Here is a 23,399-nt window from a genome sequence, read left to right on the forward strand (position 1 = left end):
GGATGGCTTCCTTTAGGAAGAAAACACCGGAGGAGCTGTTGCTGTCCATTGCCAAGCTGCATCAGGGCCGACTCAAAATACTCGTCGGCTCCGTAAGCGGATCGGGGAAAACCTACCATATGCTTAGAGAAGGATTGCAGCTTATGCAGGAGGGAATTGACGTCGTGCTATGCGCGCTGCCGATGCCTCAGAGCGAAGAAACGATTGCGCTGGCAGCTCCCTTTGAGCAAGCGGCTCTGAATGTGGAGACGCTGGCTGCGCGCAATCCGGAAGCGGTGCTTATTGACGGATTGGCTCACCTGAACGAAAATGGGTCTGGATTCCGAACGAGGCTGGAGGAAGTGCAGTTTCTGATCGGACGCGGCATAAGCGTGGTAACGACGATTAATGTCTACGAGCTGGAAGGCATAGATGAGGAAGCGTTCAGATGGACTGGCGTACGTCCGCTGGCTACCGTTCCTGCGAACACCCTTGAGCTGGCTGATGAGGTTCGTTTAATCGATGTATCGCCTGAAACGATGCTGCAGCGGTTCGAGGAAGGCAGGCTGAAAGGCAGTCCGGAGCCTGCAATCGCGCAGCGCGGGAATTTGGCGGTGCTTCGAGAGCTGGCGCTTCGCCTCGTTGCGGAAGGCGTGAACGAATCGCTGGAGAAGCATCGCGAGGAGCTTGGGCTCTCCGGTCCTTCCGGAGCGTCGGAGCGAATATTGGTGACCGCGCAATACCATTGGAACGGTTCCTTATATGTAAGGAGAGGAGAGCAGATTGCCAGAAGGCTGGGCGGCGATGTCGTCGTTGTGTCATTCATGCCTCCGCACCGAAAGCTGACCAAGGACGAACAGGCATTTAAAGCTTCCATTAAAAAGCTGGCGATTAAAGTAGGAGGCTCATTCGAGGAGCTTCCCCTGCTTAATCGGCGCCGGTTGTCCGCTGAGCTTGCTTCCTATGCGGAGGAGCAGCATGTGACCCGCATCGTAATGGGCCATTCGAAGCAGAGCAGATGGCAGCAGTTCAAGCAAGGATCCATTGCACTCGGCTTGCTGCGGAGGCTTAGGCAGGTCGATCTGTTTCTTATGGCTGACCGTGCGGAGCATGAGGGGGAACGGATATTGCCGGTTAAGCACAGGCGAGATGGTGCCAAAGGGTTGTTTCGCAGAGTCAGTCCGGATCAAAGGGAACAGCAAGCAAAGTCTATTCGCAGGGGGCATTTCCATTTGTTCATCGGTGCTGCTCCCGGTGTCGGAAAAACGTACCGGATGCTGGCCGAAGCTAATCTGCTGCTGCAGAAAGGCGTAGACGTCGTGATCGGTTTAGTCGAAACGCACGGCCGCGAGGAGACGAGGAGACAAATTGGGGATCTTCCCGTTATCCCCCGCCAAGTGATTTCATATCTCGGAACGAAGCTGGAAGAGATGGATGTAGAAGCGATCATTCGCCGGAACCCTGATGTCGTGCTGGTGGATGAGCTGGCCCATACGAATATGCCTGGAAGCGTAAGGAAAAAAAGATACGAGGATGTCATACGCTTGATGGATAGCGGCATATCCGTTATCTCAACCATGAACGTTCAGCATATTGAAAGCCTTAATGACGCGATTGAACAAATTACGGGAATCCGCGTTAGAGAAACCGTGCCGGATGCGATCATTCGCTCCGCTAATCAGGTGGAGCTGATCGACGTGACACCGCAGATGCTGCAGCAGCGCATGAAGGAAGGGAAAATATATGACCGGAATAAAGTAGAGCAGGCGCTCTCCGCTTTTTTTACGACTGGAAATTTAATAGCCTTGCGGGAGCTCGCCCTGCGCGAGCTTGCTGATGACGTAGATGAACGGCTGGAATCATGGGATCGGAACCAGAGCCTAAGAGGGCCGCTGCGCAGGAAGGAAGTTATTTTCGTTGGCATTGCATTGCAAGAGGATGCGGAGCGTTTGATCAGGCGTGGATTCCGGATTGCGAATCGCCTTAAGGCGCAGTGGCATGTGCATCATGTACAGTGCGGCCAGTCTGCGGAATCCGATTCCATTAACAAGCTTATGCATTTGACGGAGCGGCTTGGCGGTTTATTCGAGCTTTCACATGCCGAGAGTCGCGGCGATATTGCAGGAACGCTGCTTACGGCAGCGAAGAGGGCAAAGGCTACGCAGCTTATTGTCGGCCAGCCAAGGCGCTCGGGCTGGCAGGCAAGACGCTCGGGCTTTATCGTTCCTAAGCTGCTGCAAGGCGGCCGTCACATGGATCTTCTCATAGTGGCTAGGCGAATGGCTGTCAGTCACCATTAAAAAAGGAATATCGCGAAACGGAGTAATCGGATCCGCTTTCGTGATATTCCTTTTGCATGCAGCACTCTTTTCAAGCTTCGGTTATTTCGATCCAATCCTGGGACCATATTTGAATTTCACGGATGATCGGCTCAAGGGCACGGCCCTTTTCCGTTAGTGAATATTCTATGCGAACGGGTATATCGGGATAAACATGCCTAGCGACGATACCTTCGTTTTCTAGATCCTTGAACCGCTCTGACAATAGCCTGCCGCTGATCGGAAGCGCAGATTGAACGGCGCAGAAGCGCTGAGGGCCGGACAGCAGCTGGAATATAATGAGGCCGGTCCAACGTTTGCTGACTATGTCCATTCCCCTCTGAAACCGGGGGCAAAGGGTAGATTGTTCCATGAGTATCACCTCTTTTATACCTCTTTTATCTTCTCTTTAGTATAACCTCGATATCTTATTTATACAAGCACACCTGAATAGTGTTAATTACTTGACTATCCTTAGTTATGAAATTATAATTAGTTACAAATAGTAAGTGAAATGCTAGGAGGACCTACCGTGAAACCGTTGTTTTTAGCCCATGGATCACCGATGCTCGCAGTGGAGCAGAATGCATATAGCCAATTTCTTCAGCAGATTGGAGCAAGCCTGAAACCGGACGCGATCGTTATCTTTACTGCCCACTGGGAAACCGAGGCTGTCACGATTTCTTCCAAGGATGACGAATACGAGACGATTTATGATTTCTATGGTTTTCCCGATGAGCTGTATCAGGTCAAATACCCGGCGAAGGGCTCTATGAAAGTGGCAGAGCTTGTTGGTCGTTTGCTGAGCGAACAACATATTCCAGTTGCATATGATACGTCAAGAGGACTTGACCACGGATCTTGGACGATGCTGAAGCATATGTTCCCAAAGGCGGATGTTCCGGTCGTGCAAGTATCGGTTAATCCTGACCGTACGGCGGCCGAACAGTACCGAATCGGAGAAGCGCTGCGGAGCCTTAGCTCTCATAATATTCTGCTGATTGGCAGCGGCGTAACCGTTCATAATTTGCGGGCAGTGAAATGGGGACAGCAGGAGCCGGAGAGCTGGGCTGTCGAATTCGACGATTGGTTAATAGAAAATATGAATAATCATGATACAAATTCTCTATTTCAGTATGAACAGCTGGCTCCGCATGCTAAAATGGCTGTACCTCGCGCTGAGCACTTCGTTCCCTTGTATATCGCGCTTGGAAGCGGAAGCCCCGGCGAAAGGCCGCAAGTTATATATAGAAGCTATGAATTCGGAACGCTCAGCTACTTATCCATGCAATTTTAATTCCATATCTATATCAGAAAAGGTGAACGAACATGATAAAACCCAATATTGCAGCAATCATTAAAGATAAACTAAAGCGCACGCAGTCCGGCAACGACGATATCTACGTCATCGGACCGGTCAAGCTTCCCGTCGAGCTCGACGGTGAAACCAAGATGTTCCATTGGTACAGCTGGCTTCGCAAGGAAGCAGGCGAGGAAATGTCTCCCGAGCAGCTTGTAGAGGATTTGAATCGCTTCTCTTACGCGGATCTACAGCAATCAAGCGTTCTCGTATACGGGGATTTTGAACATAGCGAGGATGCCTTGATTCGGATGCACAGCATTTGCCACACCGGTGATATATTCGGAAGCGCAAGATGCGACTGCGGCTTTCAATTGAAGCAATCCATGCGGATTATTACCGAGCATGGCACTGGAGCGCTGTTTTATCTGGCTAACCACGAGGGCCGCGGAATCGGCTTGTTCAGCAAAGCGATCGCGTACCTCCTGCAAGAGGACGGGCTCGATACGGTTGACGCGAATACGGAGCTGGGCTTCGCGGACGATGCCCGCGATTACAGCGACGCCATTGCCGTGTTGAAGCTGCTTCGCGCTTTGCCGGTATCGATCATTACGAACAACCCGCGAAAAGTGGAAGCATTGCGAAAAGCAGGCTTGAACATTGCGGGCAGGGTACCGTTATGGGGCAACTCTTCCGTCTATAACGAGAAATACCTTCATACCAAAATGAGCAGATCCGGACACTTCGGCCAAGAGCCCCAGACTTTGGTGAAATAATCATGCAGAAACCGTACCGTGGCAGCCTCTGGCTCCATTGTGCGGTTTTTTTTGCGAAAACATTTGGCGGCGCCGCCACGTCTATTACATATTGGTCGACAAATCGGATGCGAGGAGAGGATGGATGAATGTTGCGAAGGTATGGTCATAATAGATACAGGAAAAGCAAAACATGGTTTGCTGGATCGGTCGTTGTTGCTTTATTGTCGTTGGCAGGATGCAGCTTATCCCCTTCATCGAGTAACGTCAAGCCAGATATTCAGGTAACGGATGAAGCGCGCAATGAGCAACAGGAGCAGCAAGTGCAGCAGGAGCAGGCTGACCAGCAAGCGCTGCTGTCGGCGTTTAAGCTTCGGCTCAAGGTGGCTGCGGATGCCTCCGATCTAGTTGCCTTGATGGACGAGGATATGACGAAGGCGGATCAGACGACAGCGGATGCGATGCTTCGCGGCCTCTTCGATTATTATGATGCGCATCTACCCGAGGCGCAGGCTGCTTTTTTTGAGCCGGATGTGCAAGAGGCGCTGACAGCGGAGACATGGCCGATAACCAAAGCGAGTGCCGCGGCTATCCCGCAGGAAAGGGTAAAGGTGCTCGTCCAGAAGGCATATGAAGGCGGATATAAGCTGGAAACGGTAGAAGGTTCCATTTATCCAGTTGTTGATTATAGGTATTGGAGCGGAATGGGAGAGCTGCTGTCGGATCAGCTCCGTGACTACGTCGAGCTGATGGCTTTGGAATCGGATGAAGCGACAGCCAAGGATGGCGGTCTCCATATTACGTGGGATGAGCTTGCTTCGCGTGCTCTGCTTGCCGAAGCATTTATACGGGAGCATAAAGATGCTCCCGAACGCGAAGCGGTACAGGACAAATACGTGAACGGGTACATGACGATGTACGTGAACGGTTTGCCTAATTCAGCTGTTCATGACGCGCAGTCGTATCGGCTGCTGGAGGAAGTGAAGAGCAGCTACCAGGCGACAATAGCAAAAGCGCCCGAGTCGGTTACTGCCCGGATAACGAAGTCATTTGTTGAAATTGTTGCGAAGCATGGCGATCTAGTCATGGAAGGAAAAAACGGGGAAGCAGCAGAAATAGCGGATATAAAAAACTTCCGCAAAGACTTGCCGCAGCATGCGGAAATGCTTCTAAAATAGCCAGAAAACGACAAAATTATTTTGCGTTCCGGTTCCTTTTCAAGTATGATGAGAAAAAATGAACTCATGTTCAAATTAAAGGAGTAACAACGCATGCAATCAAAAACAAGCCATTGTAAAATTGTTGACTGCACGATCCGCGATGGCGGTCTCGTGAATAACTGGGATTTCAGTGTCGAGTTCGTTCAGCATTTGTACCAAAGCTTGAACGAAGCCGGCGTCGATTATATGGAAATCGGCTATAAAAATTCGCCAAAGCTGCTGAAAGGCGCTGAAAGTGCAGGCCCTTGGCGGTTCCTGAACGACGATTTTTTGAAAAAAGTGATCCCGAACAAAGGGAATACAAAGCTATCCGCGCTTGTTGATATCGGCCGTGTCGACGAGAACGACATTTTGCCGCGCAGCGAGAGCCTGCTTGACTTGATCCGCGTAGCTTGCTACATCCAAGACGTAGACAAGGCGCTTGAGCTTGTTAAAGTGTTCCATGACCGCGGTTATGAAACGACGATTAACATTATGGCGCTATCGAACGTTATGGAAAACCAGCTGATTGAAGCTTTCGAGCTTATTAACGATAGCGTGGTTGACGTCGTTTACGTCGTAGATTCTTACGGCAGCCTGAAGCCGAACGATATGAGCTACCTGGTTGAGAAATTCCGCCAGTACCTGCCTAACAAACGCTTGGGCGTTCATGCGCATAACAATCTTCAGCTTGCATTCGCTAATACGCTGCTTGCTGCGGAGAAGGGCGTCGAGCTTCTGGACGCTTCCGTCTACGGCATGGGCCGCGCTGCGGGCAACTGCAACACGGAGCTGCTGGTAGCCGAGCTTCAAAATACGAAATACAATATCCGTCCAGTTCTGGACATGATCGAGAAGTACATGGTGCCGCTTCGCGAGAAAGAAGAGTGGGGTTACATCATTCCTTACATGATCACGGGTATTCTGGATGAGCACCCTCGCTCCGCCATGGCGCTCCGTGATTCGGCTGACAAAGACAAGGGCGTTGAGTTCTACGACCGCCTTACAACGCCTGAGATCGCACACGGCAAATAAACGTTGAAAAGCTCCGGGAAATTCTCTTATGAGATTCCCGGAGCTTTTTTTTGTCGCGCGATTACTGCTCAAGCAGCTCCCCGTCTCCGCGAATGGCGGCCGCTTGATGCGGCTCATTGGGATGGAAATAGCCATGTCCGCGGAAGGTTTGGCCGGTGCTTGCGACAGCGGTAAGCGCGATGCCGATATCTTCGCTTCGCCCGAACAGGGCGAGCAGCTCGCGGTCTCCGACGCCGTTGATATCTACATACCACAAACGGTCTCCGTATTCCGTTACGCGAACGAGTTCGGCCGAGGTAAAAGAGAGCTGAATGGTTTGCTGCTGATAAGTCATTTCCAATGCCAGTAATTCAAAGGTTTCCAAAGTCCTATTCCTCCTGCTATGCAAGCTTGATGCTGCAGCCTCTCGGGCTTGCGCATGTCTGTTAACGATTGTAAGGTTATGGGCCCCATTATGCAACTTTCCTTATCCATTATTCGTCAGATTAGGAAATACAAAGATAAGGGGCTGAAAGAATGAAAGAGGGTCATTCGTTCAACAGGGCATCAATCCGCCATAAAAGAGGAAACCACTGGATCGCGGCACTTATGCTTGCGCTGCTTCTCGTACTTAGTGCATGCTCATCCGCGGGGAACAATGCTTCTGCTGGAAAAAGTGATTCCGCAGGAGAAGCGAGCAGCAGCGAAGAGGCGCCAACGAAGGGCTTAACTTCCGACAGCGAGGACCGTTCGTTAAGCGAGGAGCCTGCTAGAGAGAAAGAAGGCGGCAAGCGAAGCTACAACGATCCGGGTAAATCGGTGCAAGCAGGGCAATTAACGGCAGGAGAATGGGACGATCTGGCGGCATGGGAGCGCTTCGGCAACCTGCTTAACAGCCAAGAGGGCGACTCCAGCATGAGGCTGTGGCAATTTTGGAATTTCCACCGGCTTGAAGTCATCGTTACCGCAAGCGGAAAGGCTGTGGCAGATGCAAGCGTGGACCTTCTCGCCGGCGGGCAATCGGTCTGGAAGGCACGTACGAATACGGAAGGCAGAGCGTTCGTCTATGCCTCATTGTTCGAGAGGGATACGGCGAATAGCGGCTCGTATGCGGTGAAGGTACAGTCTGGCCAGGAATCGAAAACGACGCAGAAGCTGGATATCCCGCAGCAGGGCAGCATTAAAGTCGATATCGGAAAAGGGACTGTGTTATCCAAGCAGGTGGATGTCATGTTTGTCGTGGATACAACGGGCTCGATGGAGGATGAGCTGAATTATTTGGAAGCGGAGCTAAAGGATGTCGTGAACCGCGTATCGCGTGAGCATGCCAATCAGCTTGATATTCGAATCAGCGCTAACTTTTACCGGGATCGTTATGATGATTACGTCGTTAAGCCGTATCCGTTCACAACGGATGTCAACGAAGTGACGAGCCAGTTCGGCAAGCAGAAAGCAGAGGGAGGCGGCGATTTCCCTGAGGCGGTGGATCAGGCGCTGCGCGACGCGGTACATGAGCATAAGTGGAGCGAGGAAGCGAGGACGAGGCTGCTATTCTTGGTGCTTGATGCCCCGCCGCATGACGAAGAGCAGGTTATTGATGAAATAAAGAAGCTGACGAAGGATGCCGCTGCGCAGGGGATACGGTTTATACCCGTAGCATCAAGTGGCGTGAGCATCGATACGGAGTATTTGATGCGCTTTATGGCGGCGGCGACGGGCGGGACCTATTTATTCCTAACCGACGACAGCGGCATTGGGGGCGACCATCTTGAGCCTGCCGTAGGGGAATACGAGGTAAAGCTCCTGAACGATTTGCTCGTTGAGGTTATTAATCGGTACGTGCAGCAATAAAAAAAGGGCCATTCGCAAGCAGCTGCGGCTGCAAGCGGATGGCCCTCTTCTAACGGTTAGTATAGTTTGCCTTGGCGATAAAGCACGGTGGATAGCTTCATAACGGCGTGATTGTAGCAGTTTTGGCGAAGCGGGAACGGATCGCCGAAGAATGCCGGCAAAATGCCGTTCAACGTTTTTTTCATTTTCTCATAGAGCATCTGATAAACCTGCTCTTCGCTGAAAAACTGCGTTTCCCGTCCTTGCAGCCATTCGAAATAGGAGACGATGACACCGCCGGCATTTGCCAAAATATCAGGGATAATGATCGTGCCTCTCGCGGTCAAAGCCTCATCGGCTTCGCCCGTAACGGGAGCATTCGCTCCTTCGACGATGATGCGGGCTTTTACCTGGTCCACATTTCCTTTATGCACCTGTTCTTCAAGCGCAGCAAGAATGAGTACGTCCACATTCAAATAAAGAACATCCTCGCGGCCGAGGATTTGCGCTTTCAGATCAAGCTCGCTTAGGGCGGCTTCCGTTGCAGGAAGATCGCCTTGGTGCCGTACGGCGTAATCAAGCAAGGCCGGTACGGATAAGCCATCCGGATTGTATAGCGTTACGTTCCGGTCACTGACTGCGACAACCTTGTTCTGCAGGTTTGCGCATTTGTAGGCTTCCATCGCCGCAACCGAGCCTACGTTGCCAAAGCCTTGCACGGCAATGGACAGCGGTTTGTCGGCAAGGGCCAGCGCGGTCTGGACGAATGGATTCGTACTGCCTGCAAGCCAGCTGCTCTGGGCTTTCAGGAAGTCGTACAGCATATAGCGGAACGTGAAATAAACGCCTTTTCCCGTAGCTTCCCTGCGTCCGAGCGAGCCGCCGTTGATGACGCTTTTTCCCGTAAAGCTGCCGAGATAGGGCTGACCGGGATGGATGCTCTTGTATTCGGCCATCATCCAGTCCATCTCGCGCTCGCCCGTTCCCATATCGGGAGCGGGAATATCCTTGTCGGGTCCGAGGACATCGCTGAAATATTGGACATACTTTTTGCAGATGAGATAGAGCTCCTTGGCAGAGTAGGTACGCGGATTAATCACAACCCCGCCTTTACCGCCTCCGAAAGGAACCTCATGCAGCGCGTTTTTGAGCGTCATGAGCGCAGCAAGGTTGGTAACTTCGTCTTCGCTGACGGATTCATGGAACCGGATGCCGCCTTTGTAGGGACCTAGCGTATCATTGTGCTGGATGCGGTAAGCTGGGATGCGAACGACATTCCCGTTATCAACGGTAATGCGCAAAAAGGCTTTATGTACTTTATTGGGCGTCGACAAAATAGCTGCAAGCGATAAAAAAGCTTGTTCCCGGGCTTGCTCCTGCAAATTCGGTAAAAAAGCGGGATCTCCCATTAGTGCGTTTAAGGATTGCTGTACGATGGCTCCTGTTTGGCTTGCCATAACTAAACGACCTCCTCTATGTTCAGGAATGAGATGCTGTCCGCGCAAGCTTAGCCGCAACGGAACTCTAACTGTAACATAATGGAACGATTTAGCCAAAACAACCGCGGTTCCATGAATGAGATGCCTGTTTTCTTCGTATATATTCGCGTAAAATAATATTTAGAGAAAAGAATGGATTAAAACAACCTATGTGCAGAAAAGGAGCGGCAGAATGCGTTCATTTTATGTTTTTGTATATGGGTCGCTATTGCCGGGACAAAGCAACCATCATATCGTTTCTCCGCATTTGCTGGCGAGCCAAGAGGGATGGATAGCGGCAAGGCTCGTTGATTGCGGCGCATATCCGGCGGCCGTTCGCGACGAAATCGCGATCAGGCGCAAAAGCGTAATACGCGGACAATGGATTGCCGTAAGCAGAGCGGGCATTGCCGCAATGGACAGGCTGGAGGAGTTTTACGGAATCGAGGAGCAGAATGACTATGAGCGTATATGGCTGAGCGATGCCAAGGATGCCAACGTTGCCGGCTGGACTTACATATGGGAATCAACGAGAGGATATCCAGCCGTCGGGGTTGATTATTGGCCGGATTATCATGCTTCTAAACAGCGGCTCCACGAATGAAAAAGACATGTTCCAGGCGGCGCCGGGAACATGCCTTTTTGCTGTTATGCGGTGTTTATCTACTTCGTCTCTTCCTCATGCTCTGCGGCATAGGCAATTAAGGCTACATCTGTGCCGTATGCGTCCGTCAATTGCTGCTCAAGCCTGCGAATGGCATCTAACGCATCGCTGTGGCCGCCGAGCTCGGCTAGGCGGTAGTCTCTGTCCATCATTGCGTTCACTTCCTCGTAAAGATTTGTTTAATAGTAGAATGAGCCTAATTCCCATTCCTTATGCAAACGGGCTGTGAACGGAGGTATGCAGCGAGTGCTTTTCGGACTATAATTGTTCTGTTGACAGCGGTCTAGTACACTAAAGCAGAATGACTTAAAGGGAAGTGACATCAATTGGGTACTATTGAGGTTTGTATGCATCGGGCAGCGATCAAAAGCAGGACGAAATATAGGTCAATCAGCATGCTTTTATTGATGCTTTGCATAGTCGGTACGTTATGGCTGTTTCCTTCAACGGCGATGGCAGAAGCGATGCTGACGACAGAGGACACAACATTCGACCCGCATGAACAGGTTGGCCACAACCATTCAACCGAGGAGCATTCCGACAAAGGCGTTACGGTGCAGGAGGCTTTCTTTTATGCGGTAAGATCATTTTATTATTTTGCTTTCATGCTGGCAGCAGGCTTGATGCTGTGGTCCATCGCCATTCCTGCAGACCAGAATGACGCGCAGCGAAAGCTGCTGAGCAAATGGAGCATTCCTGCCATGAGAGCGCTGCTGGTTGCGGTCCTGTTATTCGTATTCGTTCATGTCAGCCAGCTTATGAGCGGATATGACGGATCTGATCCGAAAGAGTGGCTGCGGATTCTAACCGACACTTCCACGGGGCAATCCTGGTTAGCGTTAGTGGTGCTCTCCCTGCTCGGTTTTGTCATGCTGCGTCTTCCGGATTCGCTGCGTGCAATATGGGCGCTGCTGCTTGCTGCGGCAGAAAGCTTCAACGGGCATGTGCTGGCATTGCCTAGCAATTCGCTTGCGGTCGTACTGGATTTCATACACGTTGCTTGTTCTGCACTGTGGGCGGGGGGCTTGATCCTGCTTTTGCTGTTCTGGCGGGCAGACAGGAAGGAAGCCGGGAGATTCGCTGAGCGGTTCATGCGCGCGGCATGGTTGTCCATCCTGCTGCTAAGCGTTAGCGGAATCGGAATGACGATACAATTGCTGCCTTCGTGGCGTTATTTGATCTATACGAGCTGGGGGATCATGCTTCTTGCGAAAGCAGGCTTCGTGCTCGTTATCGCCTGCTGTGGATTCCTGCTGCGCAGGAGGATCAAGAGCCAAAGGCTGCCAAGCGGCAATCTGCTCAAGCTGGACGGGCTAATGATGGCTTTGGTGCTGGTCGTGGCGAGCATTTTCACCTACGTGAGCCCAATCCCGGAGACGGAGCCCTTCTCCCATCACGAAATGGGGGAAAACTTCCACTATACTTTAGCCATAACGCCGAATGGTCCAGGCCCTAACCGTATTTCGCTTAAGGTGTGGCTGCCGGAGCAGTTAGGGTCTCCCGTATCAGTCAGGCTGCTGCTCCGTTCGGTTGACCACCCCAAGGAGAAAGCGGTAGAGGCTATTCTCCAGAGCGACAGCGGCGAGGACTTTTTTGCTTTCCCGGGGTTTACCGAAACGGATTACGTCGCACGGAAAGTAGATCTTCCGTATCGCGGCGCTTGGGAAGCCGAGCTGCTCGTATTGGATCAATCGGATGCCGTGACGAAGAAGATCATTGCATGGCGGAATGACTAGCAGGAGGAGGAGCATAGGCATGTCGTATAAATGGCTGAAGTGGTTGATTCTGTGGATACCGACCGTAGCGATTGGTTTATGGGAGTATTTGCGGCATGCATTGCTCTTGCCGTTTATTTCGATGGATCTGGGGAACGTGCTTGCTCCCGTATTCGTATTCGTCATTACGCTGACCTTGCTGCGCGCTTTGTTTGCGAAGCTTGAGAGCATGCAAGAATCGCTGCAGCGGGAGAGGGTCGTCAAGGCTGCCTTTGAAGAACGCGAGCAACTGGCAAGAGAGCTGCATGACGGCATATCGCAATCGCTATTCATGCTTTCTGTTAAGCTGGACAAGCTGGAGCGTGCCAAATCGGTGGACGATATGCAGCAGACGACGGAACAAATGAGAAAAACGGTCAGACATGTTTACGACGACGTGCGGCAGTCGATTGCCAACCTGCAGGAAATGCCGATTCCCGCGGACTTGTCATGGATGCAGAGTATTCATCGCTTAACGGCGGAAATGGAGCAGTCCTGCGGCATTCGCACCAAAGTAGAGTGGCAGCTACAGGAAGGGGTGCTTTCGCATAAGCAGAAGGTCGAATTGCTTGCCATTATGCGTGAAGCGCTCATGAACGTACAGAAGCATGCAAAAGCGGAGCAAATCCTTATTCGCTGCGAGAGCGGCCATGAACGGGAGGCTCAGCCGGCTGTTTTTCGCTGCAGTATAGCCGATGATGGCGTCGGGGCGCCGGCAGAGAAGCTTTACGAGAAAGGGAAGTATGGCGTCAAAATGATGCAGGAGCGAGCGGATGCCATGGGCTGGAGCCTGTCCGTCCGGAAAACGGCCCCGCATGGAACGACAGTACTGATAAGCGGAGGGAGCAATAAAAAATGATCGGGACGTCACGCGTGCGTGTATTTCTAGTAGATGACCATCCCCATGGCAGGGAAGGGATGCGGGATATCGTTACGAGCGATGACTCCTTTTCGGTTATCGGAGAGGCGTCGAGCGGGGAGGAAGCCATAGCCGCGCTTGCCAAGCTGGAGCCGGATTTGGTCTTGATGGACATTAATATGCCGGGAATGGGCGGTTTGGAAGCTACGCTTAGGCTTAAGCAAGCAAAACCATCCTTAAAGATAGTAATGGTTACGGTATCCGATGATATTACGCATCTGTTCGAGGCGATCAAGCGCGGCGCGCAGGGCTATTTGCTTAAAAATTTGGCACCGTCCGCTTGGCTGGAGTATTTGCGGGCGATTTCGCTCGATGAGGCACCGATGTCGAAGGAGCTTGCATTCCGCTTGCTTCAGGAGTTTTCCGCAGGCAAGCCGAAAGAAGCTAGGAAGGCAGCGGGCAGGGCACATACGCTCGATAAGGATGCTGACGTGATCACAACGCCGCTGACGGACCGGGAAAAAGAAGTGCTTGAGCGTGTCGCAACGGGTGCCTCCAACCGTGAAATAGCCGGGGAGCTGGGCCTGTCGGAGCATACCGTCAAAAACCATCTCAAAAATATTTTGCAGAAGCTGCACTTGGACAACCGGGTACAACTGACCAGATACGCCTTCGAGCAGGGCATCGTCGAATGAAGCGAAGCGCAAACAATTCGACAGGGATTGCAGGATTCAGACAAGTTTCGTAGAACTACTAAAGTCGTATGCGAGTAGGCTAATGAGCGGATAGGTCAGATTCAATTGGGAGGTAGTGCATGTCGAACGATTGGCAATTTCCCATCGATCGCGAGATTAAGCTATATAATCGAATGGATGAGCTGCAACGCTTGAATGAAGGTTTGGAAGAGATCGGTGCCGAGGTTGGCTGGCCGGAACGCGCAGTTCTCGATCTGTCGCTGGCATGCGAGGAGCTAGTAGTCAATATCGTCAATTACGGCTTTCCGTCAGGGGGGGAGCATCATATCGCTGTTCTGATTCAAGCGTCCCCGAGCAGCGTTGAAGTTAAAATAGAAGACGGCGGAGTGCCCTTTAACCCTTTGCAGACGGCGGATGCTTCGACATTGCTGGAGCTGGAAGATAGGCCAATAGGCGGACTCGGCATTTTTTTCGTGAAACGGTTAATGGATGACATCCATTATGAGTATGCGGGAGGCTTAAACCGCTTCCGTATGCGCAAGCGATTTGGCTACACCCATCAAAACGACGATCAAGCGTAAGCGGGAGGATATAAAAACATGAATATAGAAGCAACTGAGCTGAACGGGGTCACGATTATTCCACTAGAGGGCAGGCTGGACGGCAACAATGCTACTGTTGCGGAGCAGGCGTTCCTTAAGCTGTTTGCCGACGGAAAGCAGCTGTTCATATTTGATTTCACCAATCTGCAGTACATAAGCAGCGCAGGGCTGCGCGTTATTCTCGTAGCGGCGAAGAAGCTCAGGGCGTCCAAGGGACGGATGGTATGCGCTTGTCTTGGCGAACAGGTATACGACGTTTTTGAAATGTCGGGCTTTACGACGATATTGGAAATGGCAGCAACGCGTGAAGAGGCGCTGGAGAAAATAGGAGCGGGCGTATAATGACTTCTGAGCTGTATGGGGAAAGGCGGTACTGATATTGTCTGTACTCTATTTAATTATCGGTGCAGCAGGCTTGGGCGCCGCGTCATATTTATTCATCCGCAACCGTCAGCTTGCCTCGAAGCTGCGCCGTGCGGAAATGCTGTTTGATTTGAGCACGAAGGTTCATTCTTCCTTGCACAAGCCAGAGCTGCTAGGGTCCGTCAACGAGGCAGCCAAGCAGCTCATTTTCGCTGGGGAGGCGGCTGTCGCTCTCGCCTTAGATCAGGATGCATTAGGTTCCGAGACATCGGGGACGGCTCTGATCGATAGCAGCGGGAGCTTCAGAGACGATAAGGTAATCGTGCCTATGATTGCGAGAGGGCGAAAGGTTGGCATGCTGGAAGCGACGGCGAAGAACGGCGGCTCGCCGTTTCGGGAGGCTGATTTGGAGACACTGACGAAATTCGCCGGCCCGCTGGCGCTGGCGCTCGATAACGCCAGGCTATACGAAGCGCTTGAGGTATCGGTCGGCGAGCTGCAGTATGCGACGGCGCTTAAGGATCGCTTGGAGAACGAGCTGCAGATTGCGGGAAGCATCCAGCTGAGCTTCCTGCCAACGACGATGCCATCCGCGAACGAGCCGTTTGATGTATGCGCGCTCTTGAAGTCGGCAAAGGAAGTTGGCGGCGATTTCTACAATTTTTTCAAAATCGACGAGAATCATCTGTTCTTCACGCTTGGCGACGTATCGGACAAAGGCATACCCGCGGCGCTCTTCATGGCTATGACATTGTCGCTTATCAAGGGGAAAATGAATTCCAATCTTACGCCGGGCGAGCTGCTCGAGAAGGTTAATGACGAGCTATGCACGGACAATGCCCAGCTGTTCGCGACAATCGTGTGCGGCGTGCTCAACATAACGACCGGCGAGGTCGTGCTTAGCGACGGGGGACATTGTACGCCGTATATCGTGAAAGAGGACGGAACGGTCATTCCGATCAAGCTGCCCAAAGGAATCCCGCTGGGCTCGTTCCCCGAATTCACTTATCGCGATCAGACGATAGCGCTGGACCGCGGAGATCGTTTCGTGCTTTATACAGATGGGATTACGGAAGCCGAGAATGCGCTTCAGGAGCAATATTCCACGAATCGGCTGCAGCAGTTTTTGTCACAAACATCCGGCTATTCCAGCGCAGAGATTATCGATGCGCTGCTGATGGACGTATTCATGTTCGCGGACGGCGCGCCTCAATCAGACGACATTGCGGTATTATGCCTCATGCGCCGATAAGCGAGGATGCCTTCCGATAAGGGAGTAGGATTATGCGATTATATGAGACAGGCTTAGAATACTTGCGCGATGAGCTTGCCGTGCTGGAGCGGGGGATGCGCATTCTACTTGCTGATTTCGAAAGCAAGGAAATCGATGGGCAAACACCGATGTCAATGCGCGGGCTTATGGTCAGCCCTGCGGATATTGAGCGATCGCTGCAAGAAAGCGAATGGCTTGACGAAGAGGACGCGCTTGCTTCATTCAGAAGCTACAGGATCGAAGAGGAGCAGGCGATGCTGCAGCATGTAAATGCCAGCATAGGCGAAGGGAAAATTCTCCCTCTCGCCTATTTGTCATGGAGGCTGCGCCTCGGCGGCTGGGAGAAGCGCTGCGTGCTGCTTTGCCTTGCGGCCGAGCTCGATACGCGCTACGAGAGCTGGTTCGGCTACCTGAATGATGACGTCACGCTGCGTGTTCCTACCGCAGAGCTGGCGCTCAGGCTGCTTGGGGACGAGGAGCAGGACAGCTATTTCCTGCGCTCGCTGCTTGCCGGATACTCGTCGCTCAGCAGATTTGTGCTGCGTACGGATAAAGCGGCTGCCGAGCGGAGCACGCTCAAGCAGCCGCTTCGCATGGATGCGCGCATCATCTCGTTTCTTCTGGAGACAGAGCGTCTCGATGCGCGCATCGCCGACGTCTGCACCAGATTTGACTCTAAGGAGCCGGCGTCTGAGCTTGCATTCGACGAAGAGGTGCAGGCAAGCCTCAGGCTAGCCGTGGAGTTGGAGCGCAAGCGCGATGATAAGGAAAATGCCCACGAGAGCGGCGGAATTAGGAGCTTGCCGTTCATTCAGCTCAGCGGCCCTTCGGGTGCCGGGAAAAAGCTTCATGCCAGGCATCTTGCCCATGCAATGGAGCAGGCTTTGCTGGTCGTACGGCTGGATAAGCTTTCACGAGACGGCGATGCCCTTGGCGAGCAGCTGCGAAACATCGTAAGGGAAGCGCTGCTGTCGGATGCGATGCTCTGCTTCGATGAAGGCGAGAGCGAGCTTTCGGCATCAGAGGGCTGGCCTCCCTTGCAGGAGCGGATCCGATCCGCGCTGTTCGCGTATGGGGAGACTTCGAGGCACCCGGTTATCTTATGGCTAACGCGCCATGAGCGGCGTCCATCGCAGCTTCCAATACCGAGCGGCGGCGCAGTAATCAATCAAGAGCTGGCTGTTCCTAGTGCTGAGGTGCGTCTTCGACTATGGCAGCGCTGCAGCAGGGAAGGCGTTGACCAGGAGCAGTTAAAGCGGATCGCGGATAAATATGCATTCACGGCGGGACAGATTACGGGCATGAGCATGCAAGCAGAGCGCCTAGCTGCGCGCAGCAAGCATGAATATCCGACGCTTGACGATTACGCTTCCGCGTCTAGAAGCCAAGTACAGCATAAGCTGTCTGAGCTTGCGGTAAAGCAGAAGGTCGTTCGTCTTTGGGAAAATCTTATTCTTCCCGATGAGCCGTTAGAATTGCTGCGGGATGCTTGCAGCAGGCATAAATATAACGAAACGGTTTTTAATCGGTGGGGCTTTGGACAGAAGCTTCCCTATGGTCGCGGTCTGAGCATGCTGTTTGCGGGCCCTCCCGGAACAGGCAAAACGATGGCGGCGGAAGTGGTTGCGGGCGAATTGGGGCTTGAACTCTACCGTATCGATCTCTCCCGTGTAGTGAGCAAATACATTGGGGAAACAGAGAAAAATTTAAGGGAGCTGTTCGCCGAAGCGGAGAACAGCGGTGCTATTTTATTTTTTGATGAAGGGGATTCGCTGTTTGGCAAGCGGACGGAAGTGAAGGATTCAAACGACCGTTTTGCGAATATGGAGGCTGCTTATTTGCTTCAGCGAATCGAAACCTTTGACGGCGTTTCTATTCTAGCGACAAATTTACTGCAGAATATGGATGAGGCCTTCCTGCGGCGAATGCAGGTTATCGTAAAGTTCCCATTTCCTGACGCTGCGCAGCGCGAGCAGATTTTCCGTTCCTTGCTGCCCCTAGACGCTCCGCTTGACTCGGATTTGGACTTGCCGTTCCTTGCAGCACGCGTAGACGCCTCTGGCGGGCATATTAAAAATATCGTTTTATCGGCCGCCTTTATGGCAGCGGCAGAGCAAGCCTCGATCGGCATGCGCCATATGGTTCGGGCCACCCGACAAGAGCTTCATAAGATGGGCAAAATTGTCGTGAAAGAGTCATTTGAGCCTTATATTTGACAGGGGGAATTTCCCAACTACCATTACGTGTGAGATTTTTTGATAGATTGTTGCGTATTCCGTGTAAAATTGACAAAAAATGAGTAATTTTGCGTAGTCAATTGGTAGTAGAGAAGCTATAATAGAATTCGTATACAAATAGATTTATCATAACGTATTCGTGGGAGTGATAGGCAAATGGGAGGATATACGGTCATTGCGGATTTGGGAGCCAGTCTGCTGCGCTTGCTACGCGATCATCTAACGCCTGACCCCGTGCCTCGCCCCGACCTGATCGGTATGGCTTCGCCCCGCGATGCAGGAGACCTAGCGCTGTCCCTTTTCCTTTACAACGTTAAGGAGAACGGAGAATCGCGCCGTACCGGCATGATAGACCGCGGAGGGGTGCTGCAATACCCGCCTCAGGCGCTGGATTTTTATTTCATCATGACAGCGCATTCCAATGCAGACCGGTTGACAAGGTCTTTGGACGAGCATCGGATATTGGGACGAGCGATGCAGGTGCTGTACGATAATGGCATGCTGAGCGGACCCTACCTAGAGGGGACGCTTGCCGAAAGCGGAAGCCCAATAAGGCTTGCTCTGATGAGCTTAGAGGGTGACGAATTGATGAAATTGTGGCAGTTCGGCGATTTGCCGTACAAGCTTTCTGTCGTCTACCGCGTAGGACCAGTCATGCTCGACTCGAACCGGGTCAAGTCTGTTTCCCGTGTCGTCGAGCGCCATATTGTGCTTGAAGAAAAGGGCGGTGGCTAAGTTGTCGCAGCTGCGTTCCATCAGCATTACGCATTGTTCGCTCGTTGTGGCGCCTATCGACATCTGGACAAGACGCCAGCCGGCGCCTTCGGCGCTGAGCGTGTCCCTTGAAGGCGCCCACAAGAAGCCGGTCCGAAAGCCTGACGGGACCTACTTGTTTCTTGATCTTCCGCCGGGCAGCTACTTGCTTACGGTTACCTCACCTAGCTTTATACCCTACAAACGATTAATTGAAACAGCAGATTTGAATAAATTAAATCCGGTCGTTACCGTACCTTTGCTCCCAAGCCCAGGCTATGCATATCCGTCGGCCTCGACCGCGCTCGCTTTTCCCCTATGCGATGATTCTGGTGCTCCTTGCGCCGGTGCAGACGTATGGGCATACGCGAGCGAAGACCAAGCTGCCAGAGGCAGAGTGGCCCAAGATACGCTGGCTGCAGGAGCAAATGCCGCAATCATCGGGTTGCTGCAGGGACAAACGGTCGCAGGTGAATGCTTGCTGCTGAGAGGGCAGGGCAATGAGGAACTTGTACAAGTAGCCGAGGTGTTGCCGGGCGGCGGGCTTCGCTTCGAAAAGCCGCTTCAGCAAAGCTATCGCAGAGGAGCGTCTCTGCTGCCGGCCGTGCAGACGCAAAGCTCTCATAACGGAATTGTCATACTTCCGTTTCGGGGTACGCTTCCGCGTTCTTTCGTCGTCAAAGCGGTTGCTTCGTACGGGAATAGCAGCATTACGGCCGAGCTGACAGCACGAGCCGGGGAAGTAACAACTGCGCAGACCTTGATTCTTAAACAGAATAAAAAGTAATCTGCCGCATTCCAATTGGTCTTGGGGTTGACGCAGGAGAAAATGGCCTGCCGTTACCTAATACATAAATAGATTCAGAGAGGAGATCACACATGGCTGAGTATTTATCGCCAGGCGTCTATGTGGAGGAATTCGAAAGCGGCGCCAAACCGCTGGAGGGTGTCAGCACAAGCACAGCGGGCTTTATCGGTCTTGCTGCTCGCGGACCAGTCGAAGGATTGCCGCAGCTTATTACAAGTCCAGCTGATTTCGGGCGCGTATACGGTTCTTATTTATCTGAGAATGCGTTCGGCTCGTATCGTTTCCTTGCTTACGCCGTTAACCAGTTTTTCACAAACGGAGGTTCCCGCTGCTTCATAACACGGGTAGCGCCTTCGGATGCCAAAACGGCTTCGAATGAAACGCAAAAGGATTCCGTTCTCTCTATCGCCGCAAAAAATCCGGGCGCATGGGGAAATCAGATCCGCGTTGTTATCGTACCTGCAAGCAAAGCAAAAACACCGATCTTCGAAGCAGGCGAAGGCAATCGCTACCGCGTGAAAAACGCAGCTGGCTTCTATGCAGGCGATGTTGTCGTATTTGCAAACGGTACGGAAAAGCAATACAACCGCATCGTATCCGTGCATGATCAAGTGATTGAGCTTGCGGAAGAGCTGAAAGGCGACGTAGTGGATACGGCACTCGTACCGACAAAGGTATTGAGTACTTCTGAATTTACGGTGAACGTGCTCTACGGCACGGAATCGGAAACTTACGAGAAAGCTTCTCTTAATCCAGAAGCGCCGAACTACGTGGAGAAATTGATCTCGCGTTCGAATATCGCTACGGTTCAAGTGCTTAAGGCTTCGGATGCGAATGTAGCTCCGCTCGAGCAAATAGCGGGCACGGACGCTGCCGTATTCGAAATTCTATTGTCAGGCGGTAGCGACGGTACTGCGGCAAGCCTATCGGCTGCTGACTTTATCGGCGAGGATTTCGGTCCTGGCAAAAGAACGGGCATTCAATCGTTTATAGATAATGATGTAGTAAGCATTATGGCTATTCCGGGCGTAACGGATCCGAACGTACAGCTGTCCCTTGTTGCGCATTGCGAAATTTTGGGAAGCCGCTTTGCGATTCTCGATCTTCCGCGCGAAGCAACGAAAGTACAGGACGTACTCGCTCACCGCGATTTGTTCGATTCCAGCTATTGCGCGCTGTACAACCCATGGCTGCAAGTGTTTGATCCGCTCGACAAACGCAACATTTTTGTTCCGCCGTCCGGTACGATCGCAGGGGTTTACTCCCGCTCGGACACAACGCGCGGCGTACAGAAGGCTCCGGCTAACGAAACGCTTCGCGGCGTAGTCGGCCTAGACGTGCAATACAACAATGGCGAGCAGGACATTCTTAACCCTGCAGGCGTTAACTTAATTCGCGCGTTCACGGGTCAAGGCATTCGCGTATGGGGAGCACGCACTTGCTCATCCAACACGCTTTGGAAATATATCAACGTACGTCGTTTGTTCATTTTCATTGAAGGCTCTATCAAAAATGGTTCAAGCTGGGTCGTATTCGAGCCGAATACCGAGCAGCTATGGGCACGCGTTCAGCGTACAATCGAAGCCTTCTTGACTAGAGTATGGCGTGACGGCGCTTTGTCGGGTACGAACCCATCAGAAGCGTTTTACGTTGAAATCGGCCGTTCCACGATGACACAGGATGACATTGATAACGGTCGCCTCATATGCGTTATCGGCGTAGCGCCGGTGAAACCAGCTGAATTTGTCGTGTTCCGCATCACCCAGAAGACAGGTTCTGAATAGTCATTTGCTTCCATATCGAATAACGGAAGGGGATCCACATGCCAGGAGATCGTATTGATCCATATCGGAATTTTAGGTTCCGCGTCGAAGTAGAAGGTTTAGAGCAAGCAGGTTTTAGCGAGGTTTCTGGATTCGAGGCAACCTTTGATGTTGTCGAATACCGCGAGGGTAATGAAGTGATTACGCCCCGCAAGCTTCCAGGCTTGATTAAATACGGCAATATTACATTGAAATGGGGCACGACGGAATCCATGGAGCTGTACGAATGGATTCAGGAGTGCGCGCAAGGCACGATCGAGCGCAAGACGATTACGATCATCGCGCTTGACGAAGAAGGCGAAGACGTAGCAACATGGCAGGTTATTGAAGCTTGGCCGGTTAAATACACCGCGCCTACCTTCAACGGTACCGGTAATGAAGTTGCGCTGGAGCTTATTGAATTCGCGCATGAGGGCTTGGAGCGCTCAGCGTAAGTACAACGTAATTAGAGCTTGCTTTATGGCGAACAAGGGATGGCAGCTGGTGAGTAATCGCTTGCTCCTCTCTTGTTTTCCGCTTTTTTGAAAGCAGCAGCCATAGGAAATGATTGGAGTGAGACAGCAATGGCATTTCAAACGGAATACGAATTTGAATTACCTCGCGGCTATGTCGATGATCAAGGAAATTTGCATCGCAGAGGCATCATAAGGCTTGCTACCGCCGCCGATGAGATTTTGCCGATGAAGGACCCGCGTGTCCAGTCCAACCCCAGCTATTTGACAGTCATTCTGATGGCAAGGGTAGTAACGAAGCTCGGCGATGTCAGACATATCGATACGAAGCTGATTGAGAAGCTGTTCACAGCGGACCTAGCCTATTTGCAAAACTTATATCGCCAAATTAACGACCTGGAAGCACCAAAAGTGCTTACCGCTTGTCCGAAATGCGACCATGAGTTCGAGGTGGCTGTCGATTTTTTGTCCTTAACGGAAGCTCTCTCCTAGGGTACCCGGTTGACCGGCTGTACGAGGAGGTCGGCTTCGTCGCTTATTATTTTCATTGGTCGCATGATGACATTATGAACATGGAGCATGCGGAGCGCCGTCGCTGGTGCGACGAAATTTCTAGAATCAACCGCAAGATGAATGATGACACAGACAGCAGCAAGAAAAACATTTTCGACGTATTCGGAAAGAGGTGACGCTGCGCTATGGCAGTCATGAAGGGGCAAGAGAAGGGTCGCTTTCACGATGTAGCGACAACGTTTATGTTTTGGATAGAGCTTGACGATATTTTTGTGGCGGGCTTCTCTCAAGTATCGGGTCTGGAAGCAGAAACGGAAATTGAAGAGTACCGCGAAGGCGGAGTTAACGGTTATGTCCATAAGCTGCCAAAGGGCGTTCGGTTTCCTAATCTTGTATTGAGCAAGGGCATGACCAAGTCCCCGGCGCTTTGGAGCTGGTACGAAAGTACGATCGAGGGAACGATTGAGCGCAAGACCGGAGCTATCGTACTCCAGTCTGCCGATGGTACGGAATTTGGGCGCTGGAGCTTTTTTGACGCGTATCCGGTTAAGTGGACGGGACCGCAGCTCAATGCGAGCACGAGCGACGTAGCCGTTGAAACGATTGAAATCATTCATAGCGGCTTGTACGGAGATTTCCAGGCGTGAAGCCCTGAAAGAGTTGAAAGAGTTAAAAGAGTTAAAAGAGTTAAAAGAGTTAACATAACTGCGGGTAAATAGAGATCATTTGA

Annotated in this window: 25 protein-coding genes; 21 read left to right on the plus strand and 4 right to left on the minus strand. The window is 52.0% G+C overall.

The window, feature by feature from the left end; all coding sequences use genetic code 11:
- Positions 1–2: 2 nt before the first annotated feature.
- Positions 3–2,279, plus strand: coding sequence for a histidine kinase (locus tag AC0YN3_RS11665; RefSeq protein ID WP_475775235.1), 2,277 nt, complete (start codon positions 3–5; stop codon positions 2,277–2,279).
- Between the two features lie 70 nt (positions 2,280–2,349).
- Here the strand turns inward: AC0YN3_RS11665 and AC0YN3_RS11670 are convergent, their stop codons facing one another.
- Entirely contained in the window at positions 2,350–2,670 is a 321-nt protein-coding gene (locus AC0YN3_RS11670; RefSeq protein WP_475775236.1) for a winged helix-turn-helix transcriptional regulator, read from the minus strand.
- 141 nt (positions 2,671–2,811) lie between these two features.
- On the opposite strand from AC0YN3_RS11670, the gene AC0YN3_RS11675 reads away from it, so the two are divergent.
- From AC0YN3_RS11675 to AC0YN3_RS11690, 4 genes are all read left to right on the plus strand, one after another.
- Positions 2,812–3,594, plus strand: coding sequence for a DODA-type extradiol aromatic ring-opening family dioxygenase (locus tag AC0YN3_RS11675; RefSeq protein ID WP_475775237.1), 783 nt, complete (start codon positions 2,812–2,814; stop codon positions 3,592–3,594).
- 32 nt (positions 3,595–3,626) lie between these two features.
- Positions 3,627–4,373: a GTP cyclohydrolase II gene (locus AC0YN3_RS11680; RefSeq protein WP_475775238.1), complete on the plus strand. Its 747-nt coding sequence runs from the start codon at positions 3,627–3,629 to the stop codon at positions 4,371–4,373.
- Between the two features lie 128 nt (positions 4,374–4,501).
- Entirely contained in the window at positions 4,502–5,530 is a 1,029-nt protein-coding gene (locus tag AC0YN3_RS11685; RefSeq protein WP_475775239.1) for a hypothetical protein, read from the plus strand.
- A 93-nt stretch (positions 5,531–5,623) separates the two neighbouring features.
- The gene (locus AC0YN3_RS11690) at positions 5,624–6,586 is read left to right on the plus strand and encodes an aldolase catalytic domain-containing protein (protein ID WP_475775240.1); all 963 of its coding nucleotides are present in this window, start codon (positions 5,624–5,626) and stop codon (positions 6,584–6,586) included.
- Positions 6,587–6,647: 61 nt separating this feature from the next.
- On the opposite strand, the gene AC0YN3_RS11695 is transcribed toward AC0YN3_RS11690, so the two are convergent.
- Positions 6,648–6,950 (minus strand): hypothetical protein, encoded by a 303-nt coding sequence (locus AC0YN3_RS11695; protein ID WP_183567345.1) that lies wholly within the window; start codon positions 6,948–6,950, stop codon positions 6,648–6,650.
- A gap of 152 nt (positions 6,951–7,102) precedes the next feature.
- Between AC0YN3_RS11695 and AC0YN3_RS11700 the strand changes: the two genes are divergently transcribed.
- Positions 7,103–8,416, plus strand: coding sequence for a VWA domain-containing protein (locus AC0YN3_RS11700; RefSeq protein ID WP_475775241.1), 1,314 nt, complete (start codon positions 7,103–7,105; stop codon positions 8,414–8,416).
- Positions 8,417–8,472: 56 nt separating this feature from the next.
- On the opposite strand, the gene AC0YN3_RS11705 is transcribed toward AC0YN3_RS11700, so the two are convergent.
- Positions 8,473–9,852, minus strand: a complete 1,380-nt coding sequence (locus tag AC0YN3_RS11705; RefSeq protein WP_475775242.1) for a Glu/Leu/Phe/Val family dehydrogenase — start codon at positions 9,850–9,852, stop codon at positions 8,473–8,475.
- 214 nt (positions 9,853–10,066) lie between these two features.
- Here AC0YN3_RS11705 and AC0YN3_RS11710 point away from each other — a divergent pair, with 214 nt between their 5' ends.
- On the plus strand, positions 10,067–10,477 hold the full coding sequence (locus AC0YN3_RS11710) for a gamma-glutamylcyclotransferase family protein (protein WP_475775243.1): 411 nt from the start codon (positions 10,067–10,069) through the stop codon (positions 10,475–10,477).
- A gap of 59 nt (positions 10,478–10,536) precedes the next feature.
- Here the strand turns inward: AC0YN3_RS11710 and AC0YN3_RS11715 are convergent, their stop codons facing one another.
- Positions 10,537–10,689, minus strand: coding sequence for a hypothetical protein (locus AC0YN3_RS11715; RefSeq protein WP_475775244.1), 153 nt, complete (start codon positions 10,687–10,689; stop codon positions 10,537–10,539).
- A gap of 174 nt (positions 10,690–10,863) precedes the next feature.
- Here AC0YN3_RS11715 and AC0YN3_RS11720 point away from each other — a divergent pair, with 174 nt between their 5' ends.
- The 14 genes from AC0YN3_RS11720 to AC0YN3_RS11785 all read left to right on the plus strand — a co-directional run bounded on the left by AC0YN3_RS11720 (position 10,864) and on the right by AC0YN3_RS11785 (position 23,316).
- On the plus strand, positions 10,864–12,273 hold the full coding sequence (locus AC0YN3_RS11720; protein WP_475775245.1) for a copper resistance D family protein: 1,410 nt from the start codon (positions 10,864–10,866) through the stop codon (positions 12,271–12,273).
- Positions 12,274–12,292: 19 nt separating this feature from the next.
- On the plus strand, positions 12,293–13,150 hold the full coding sequence (locus tag AC0YN3_RS11725) for a sensor histidine kinase (protein ID WP_475775246.1): 858 nt from the start codon (positions 12,293–12,295) through the stop codon (positions 13,148–13,150).
- Complete coding sequence (locus tag AC0YN3_RS11730) at positions 13,147–13,845, plus strand: response regulator (protein WP_475775247.1); 699 nt, start codon at positions 13,147–13,149, stop codon at positions 13,843–13,845. Before AC0YN3_RS11725 ends, AC0YN3_RS11730 begins: the two co-directional genes overlap by 4 nt.
- 119 nt (positions 13,846–13,964) lie before the next feature.
- A complete protein-coding gene (locus AC0YN3_RS11735) occupies positions 13,965–14,426 on the plus strand; it encodes an ATP-binding protein (RefSeq protein ID WP_475775248.1) in 462 nt (153 codons plus the stop codon).
- An 18-nt stretch (positions 14,427–14,444) separates the two neighbouring features.
- A complete protein-coding gene (locus AC0YN3_RS11740; RefSeq protein ID WP_183567311.1) occupies positions 14,445–14,789 on the plus strand; it encodes an STAS domain-containing protein in 345 nt (114 codons plus the stop codon).
- Between the two features lie 37 nt (positions 14,790–14,826).
- The gene (locus AC0YN3_RS11745) at positions 14,827–16,062 is read left to right on the plus strand and encodes a PP2C family protein-serine/threonine phosphatase (RefSeq protein WP_475775249.1); all 1,236 of its coding nucleotides are present in this window, start codon (positions 14,827–14,829) and stop codon (positions 16,060–16,062) included.
- Between the two features lie 32 nt (positions 16,063–16,094).
- Entirely contained in the window at positions 16,095–18,299 is a 2,205-nt protein-coding gene (locus AC0YN3_RS11750) for an AAA family ATPase (RefSeq protein ID WP_475775250.1), read from the plus strand.
- A gap of 177 nt (positions 18,300–18,476) precedes the next feature.
- The gene (locus AC0YN3_RS11755; RefSeq protein ID WP_475775251.1) at positions 18,477–19,055 is read left to right on the plus strand and encodes a Pvc16 family protein; all 579 of its coding nucleotides are present in this window, start codon (positions 18,477–18,479) and stop codon (positions 19,053–19,055) included.
- On the plus strand, positions 19,048–19,860 hold the full coding sequence (locus tag AC0YN3_RS11760; RefSeq protein WP_475775252.1) for a peptidase associated/transthyretin-like domain-containing protein: 813 nt from the start codon (positions 19,048–19,050) through the stop codon (positions 19,858–19,860). Before AC0YN3_RS11755 ends, AC0YN3_RS11760 begins: the two co-directional genes overlap by 8 nt.
- 92 nt (positions 19,861–19,952) lie before the next feature.
- Positions 19,953–21,665, plus strand: coding sequence for a phage tail sheath family protein (locus tag AC0YN3_RS11765; RefSeq protein ID WP_475775253.1), 1,713 nt, complete (start codon positions 19,953–19,955; stop codon positions 21,663–21,665).
- Positions 21,666–21,703: 38 nt separating this feature from the next.
- Complete coding sequence (locus AC0YN3_RS11770; protein ID WP_138752594.1) at positions 21,704–22,138, plus strand: phage tail protein; 435 nt, start codon at positions 21,704–21,706, stop codon at positions 22,136–22,138.
- Positions 22,139–22,267: 129 nt separating this feature from the next.
- Complete coding sequence (locus AC0YN3_RS11775) at positions 22,268–22,648, plus strand: phage tail assembly protein (protein WP_475775254.1); 381 nt, start codon at positions 22,268–22,270, stop codon at positions 22,646–22,648.
- A 17-nt stretch (positions 22,649–22,665) separates the two neighbouring features.
- Entirely contained in the window at positions 22,666–22,845 is a 180-nt protein-coding gene (locus AC0YN3_RS11780; RefSeq protein ID WP_312891019.1) for a DUF6760 family protein, read from the plus strand.
- Positions 22,846–22,854: 9 nt separating this feature from the next.
- The gene (locus AC0YN3_RS11785; protein ID WP_246431886.1) at positions 22,855–23,316 is read left to right on the plus strand and encodes a phage tail protein; all 462 of its coding nucleotides are present in this window, start codon (positions 22,855–22,857) and stop codon (positions 23,314–23,316) included.
- Positions 23,317–23,399: the final 83 nt, after the last annotated feature.

The organism is Paenibacillus sp. J22R232, assembly GCF_056269165.1.

What these genes read in the sequence shown, in the direction of transcription:
- AC0YN3_RS11665 (WP_475775235.1), top strand. Translation starts at nt 3, where the DNA reads ATGGCTTCCTTTAGGAAGAAAACACCGGAGGAGCTGTTGCTGTCCATT.
- AC0YN3_RS11670 (WP_475775236.1), bottom strand. Translation starts at nt 2,670, where the DNA reads ATGGAACAATCTACCCTTTGCCCCCGGTTTCAGAGGGGAATGGACATA.
- AC0YN3_RS11675 (WP_475775237.1), top strand. Translation starts at nt 2,812, where the DNA reads ATGCTAGGAGGACCTACCGTGAAACCGTTGTTTTTAGCCCATGGATCA.
- AC0YN3_RS11680 (WP_475775238.1), top strand. Translation starts at nt 3,627, where the DNA reads ATGATAAAACCCAATATTGCAGCAATCATTAAAGATAAACTAAAGCGC.
- AC0YN3_RS11685 (WP_475775239.1), top strand. Translation starts at nt 4,502, where the DNA reads ATGTTGCGAAGGTATGGTCATAATAGATACAGGAAAAGCAAAACATGG.
- AC0YN3_RS11690 (WP_475775240.1), top strand. Translation starts at nt 5,624, where the DNA reads ATGCAATCAAAAACAAGCCATTGTAAAATTGTTGACTGCACGATCCGC.
- AC0YN3_RS11700 (WP_475775241.1), top strand. Translation starts at nt 7,103, where the DNA reads ATGAAAGAGGGTCATTCGTTCAACAGGGCATCAATCCGCCATAAAAGA.
- AC0YN3_RS11705 (WP_475775242.1), bottom strand. Translation starts at nt 9,852, where the DNA reads ATGGCAAGCCAAACAGGAGCCATCGTACAGCAATCCTTAAACGCACTA.
- AC0YN3_RS11710 (WP_475775243.1), top strand. Translation starts at nt 10,067, where the DNA reads ATGCGTTCATTTTATGTTTTTGTATATGGGTCGCTATTGCCGGGACAA.
- AC0YN3_RS11715 (WP_475775244.1), bottom strand. Translation starts at nt 10,689, where the DNA reads ATGATGGACAGAGACTACCGCCTAGCCGAGCTCGGCGGCCACAGCGAT.
- AC0YN3_RS11725 (WP_475775246.1), top strand. Translation starts at nt 12,293, where the DNA reads ATGTCGTATAAATGGCTGAAGTGGTTGATTCTGTGGATACCGACCGTA.
- AC0YN3_RS11730 (WP_475775247.1), top strand. Translation starts at nt 13,147, where the DNA reads ATGATCGGGACGTCACGCGTGCGTGTATTTCTAGTAGATGACCATCCC.
- AC0YN3_RS11735 (WP_475775248.1), top strand. Translation starts at nt 13,965, where the DNA reads ATGTCGAACGATTGGCAATTTCCCATCGATCGCGAGATTAAGCTATAT.
- AC0YN3_RS11740 (WP_183567311.1), top strand. Translation starts at nt 14,445, where the DNA reads ATGAATATAGAAGCAACTGAGCTGAACGGGGTCACGATTATTCCACTA.
- AC0YN3_RS11750 (WP_475775250.1), top strand. Translation starts at nt 16,095, where the DNA reads ATGCGATTATATGAGACAGGCTTAGAATACTTGCGCGATGAGCTTGCC.
- AC0YN3_RS11755 (WP_475775251.1), top strand. Translation starts at nt 18,477, where the DNA reads ATGGGAGGATATACGGTCATTGCGGATTTGGGAGCCAGTCTGCTGCGC.
- AC0YN3_RS11765 (WP_475775253.1), top strand. Translation starts at nt 19,953, where the DNA reads ATGGCTGAGTATTTATCGCCAGGCGTCTATGTGGAGGAATTCGAAAGC.
- AC0YN3_RS11770 (WP_138752594.1), top strand. Translation starts at nt 21,704, where the DNA reads ATGCCAGGAGATCGTATTGATCCATATCGGAATTTTAGGTTCCGCGTC.
- AC0YN3_RS11775 (WP_475775254.1), top strand. Translation starts at nt 22,268, where the DNA reads ATGGCATTTCAAACGGAATACGAATTTGAATTACCTCGCGGCTATGTC.
- AC0YN3_RS11785 (WP_246431886.1), top strand. Translation starts at nt 22,855, where the DNA reads ATGGCAGTCATGAAGGGGCAAGAGAAGGGTCGCTTTCACGATGTAGCG.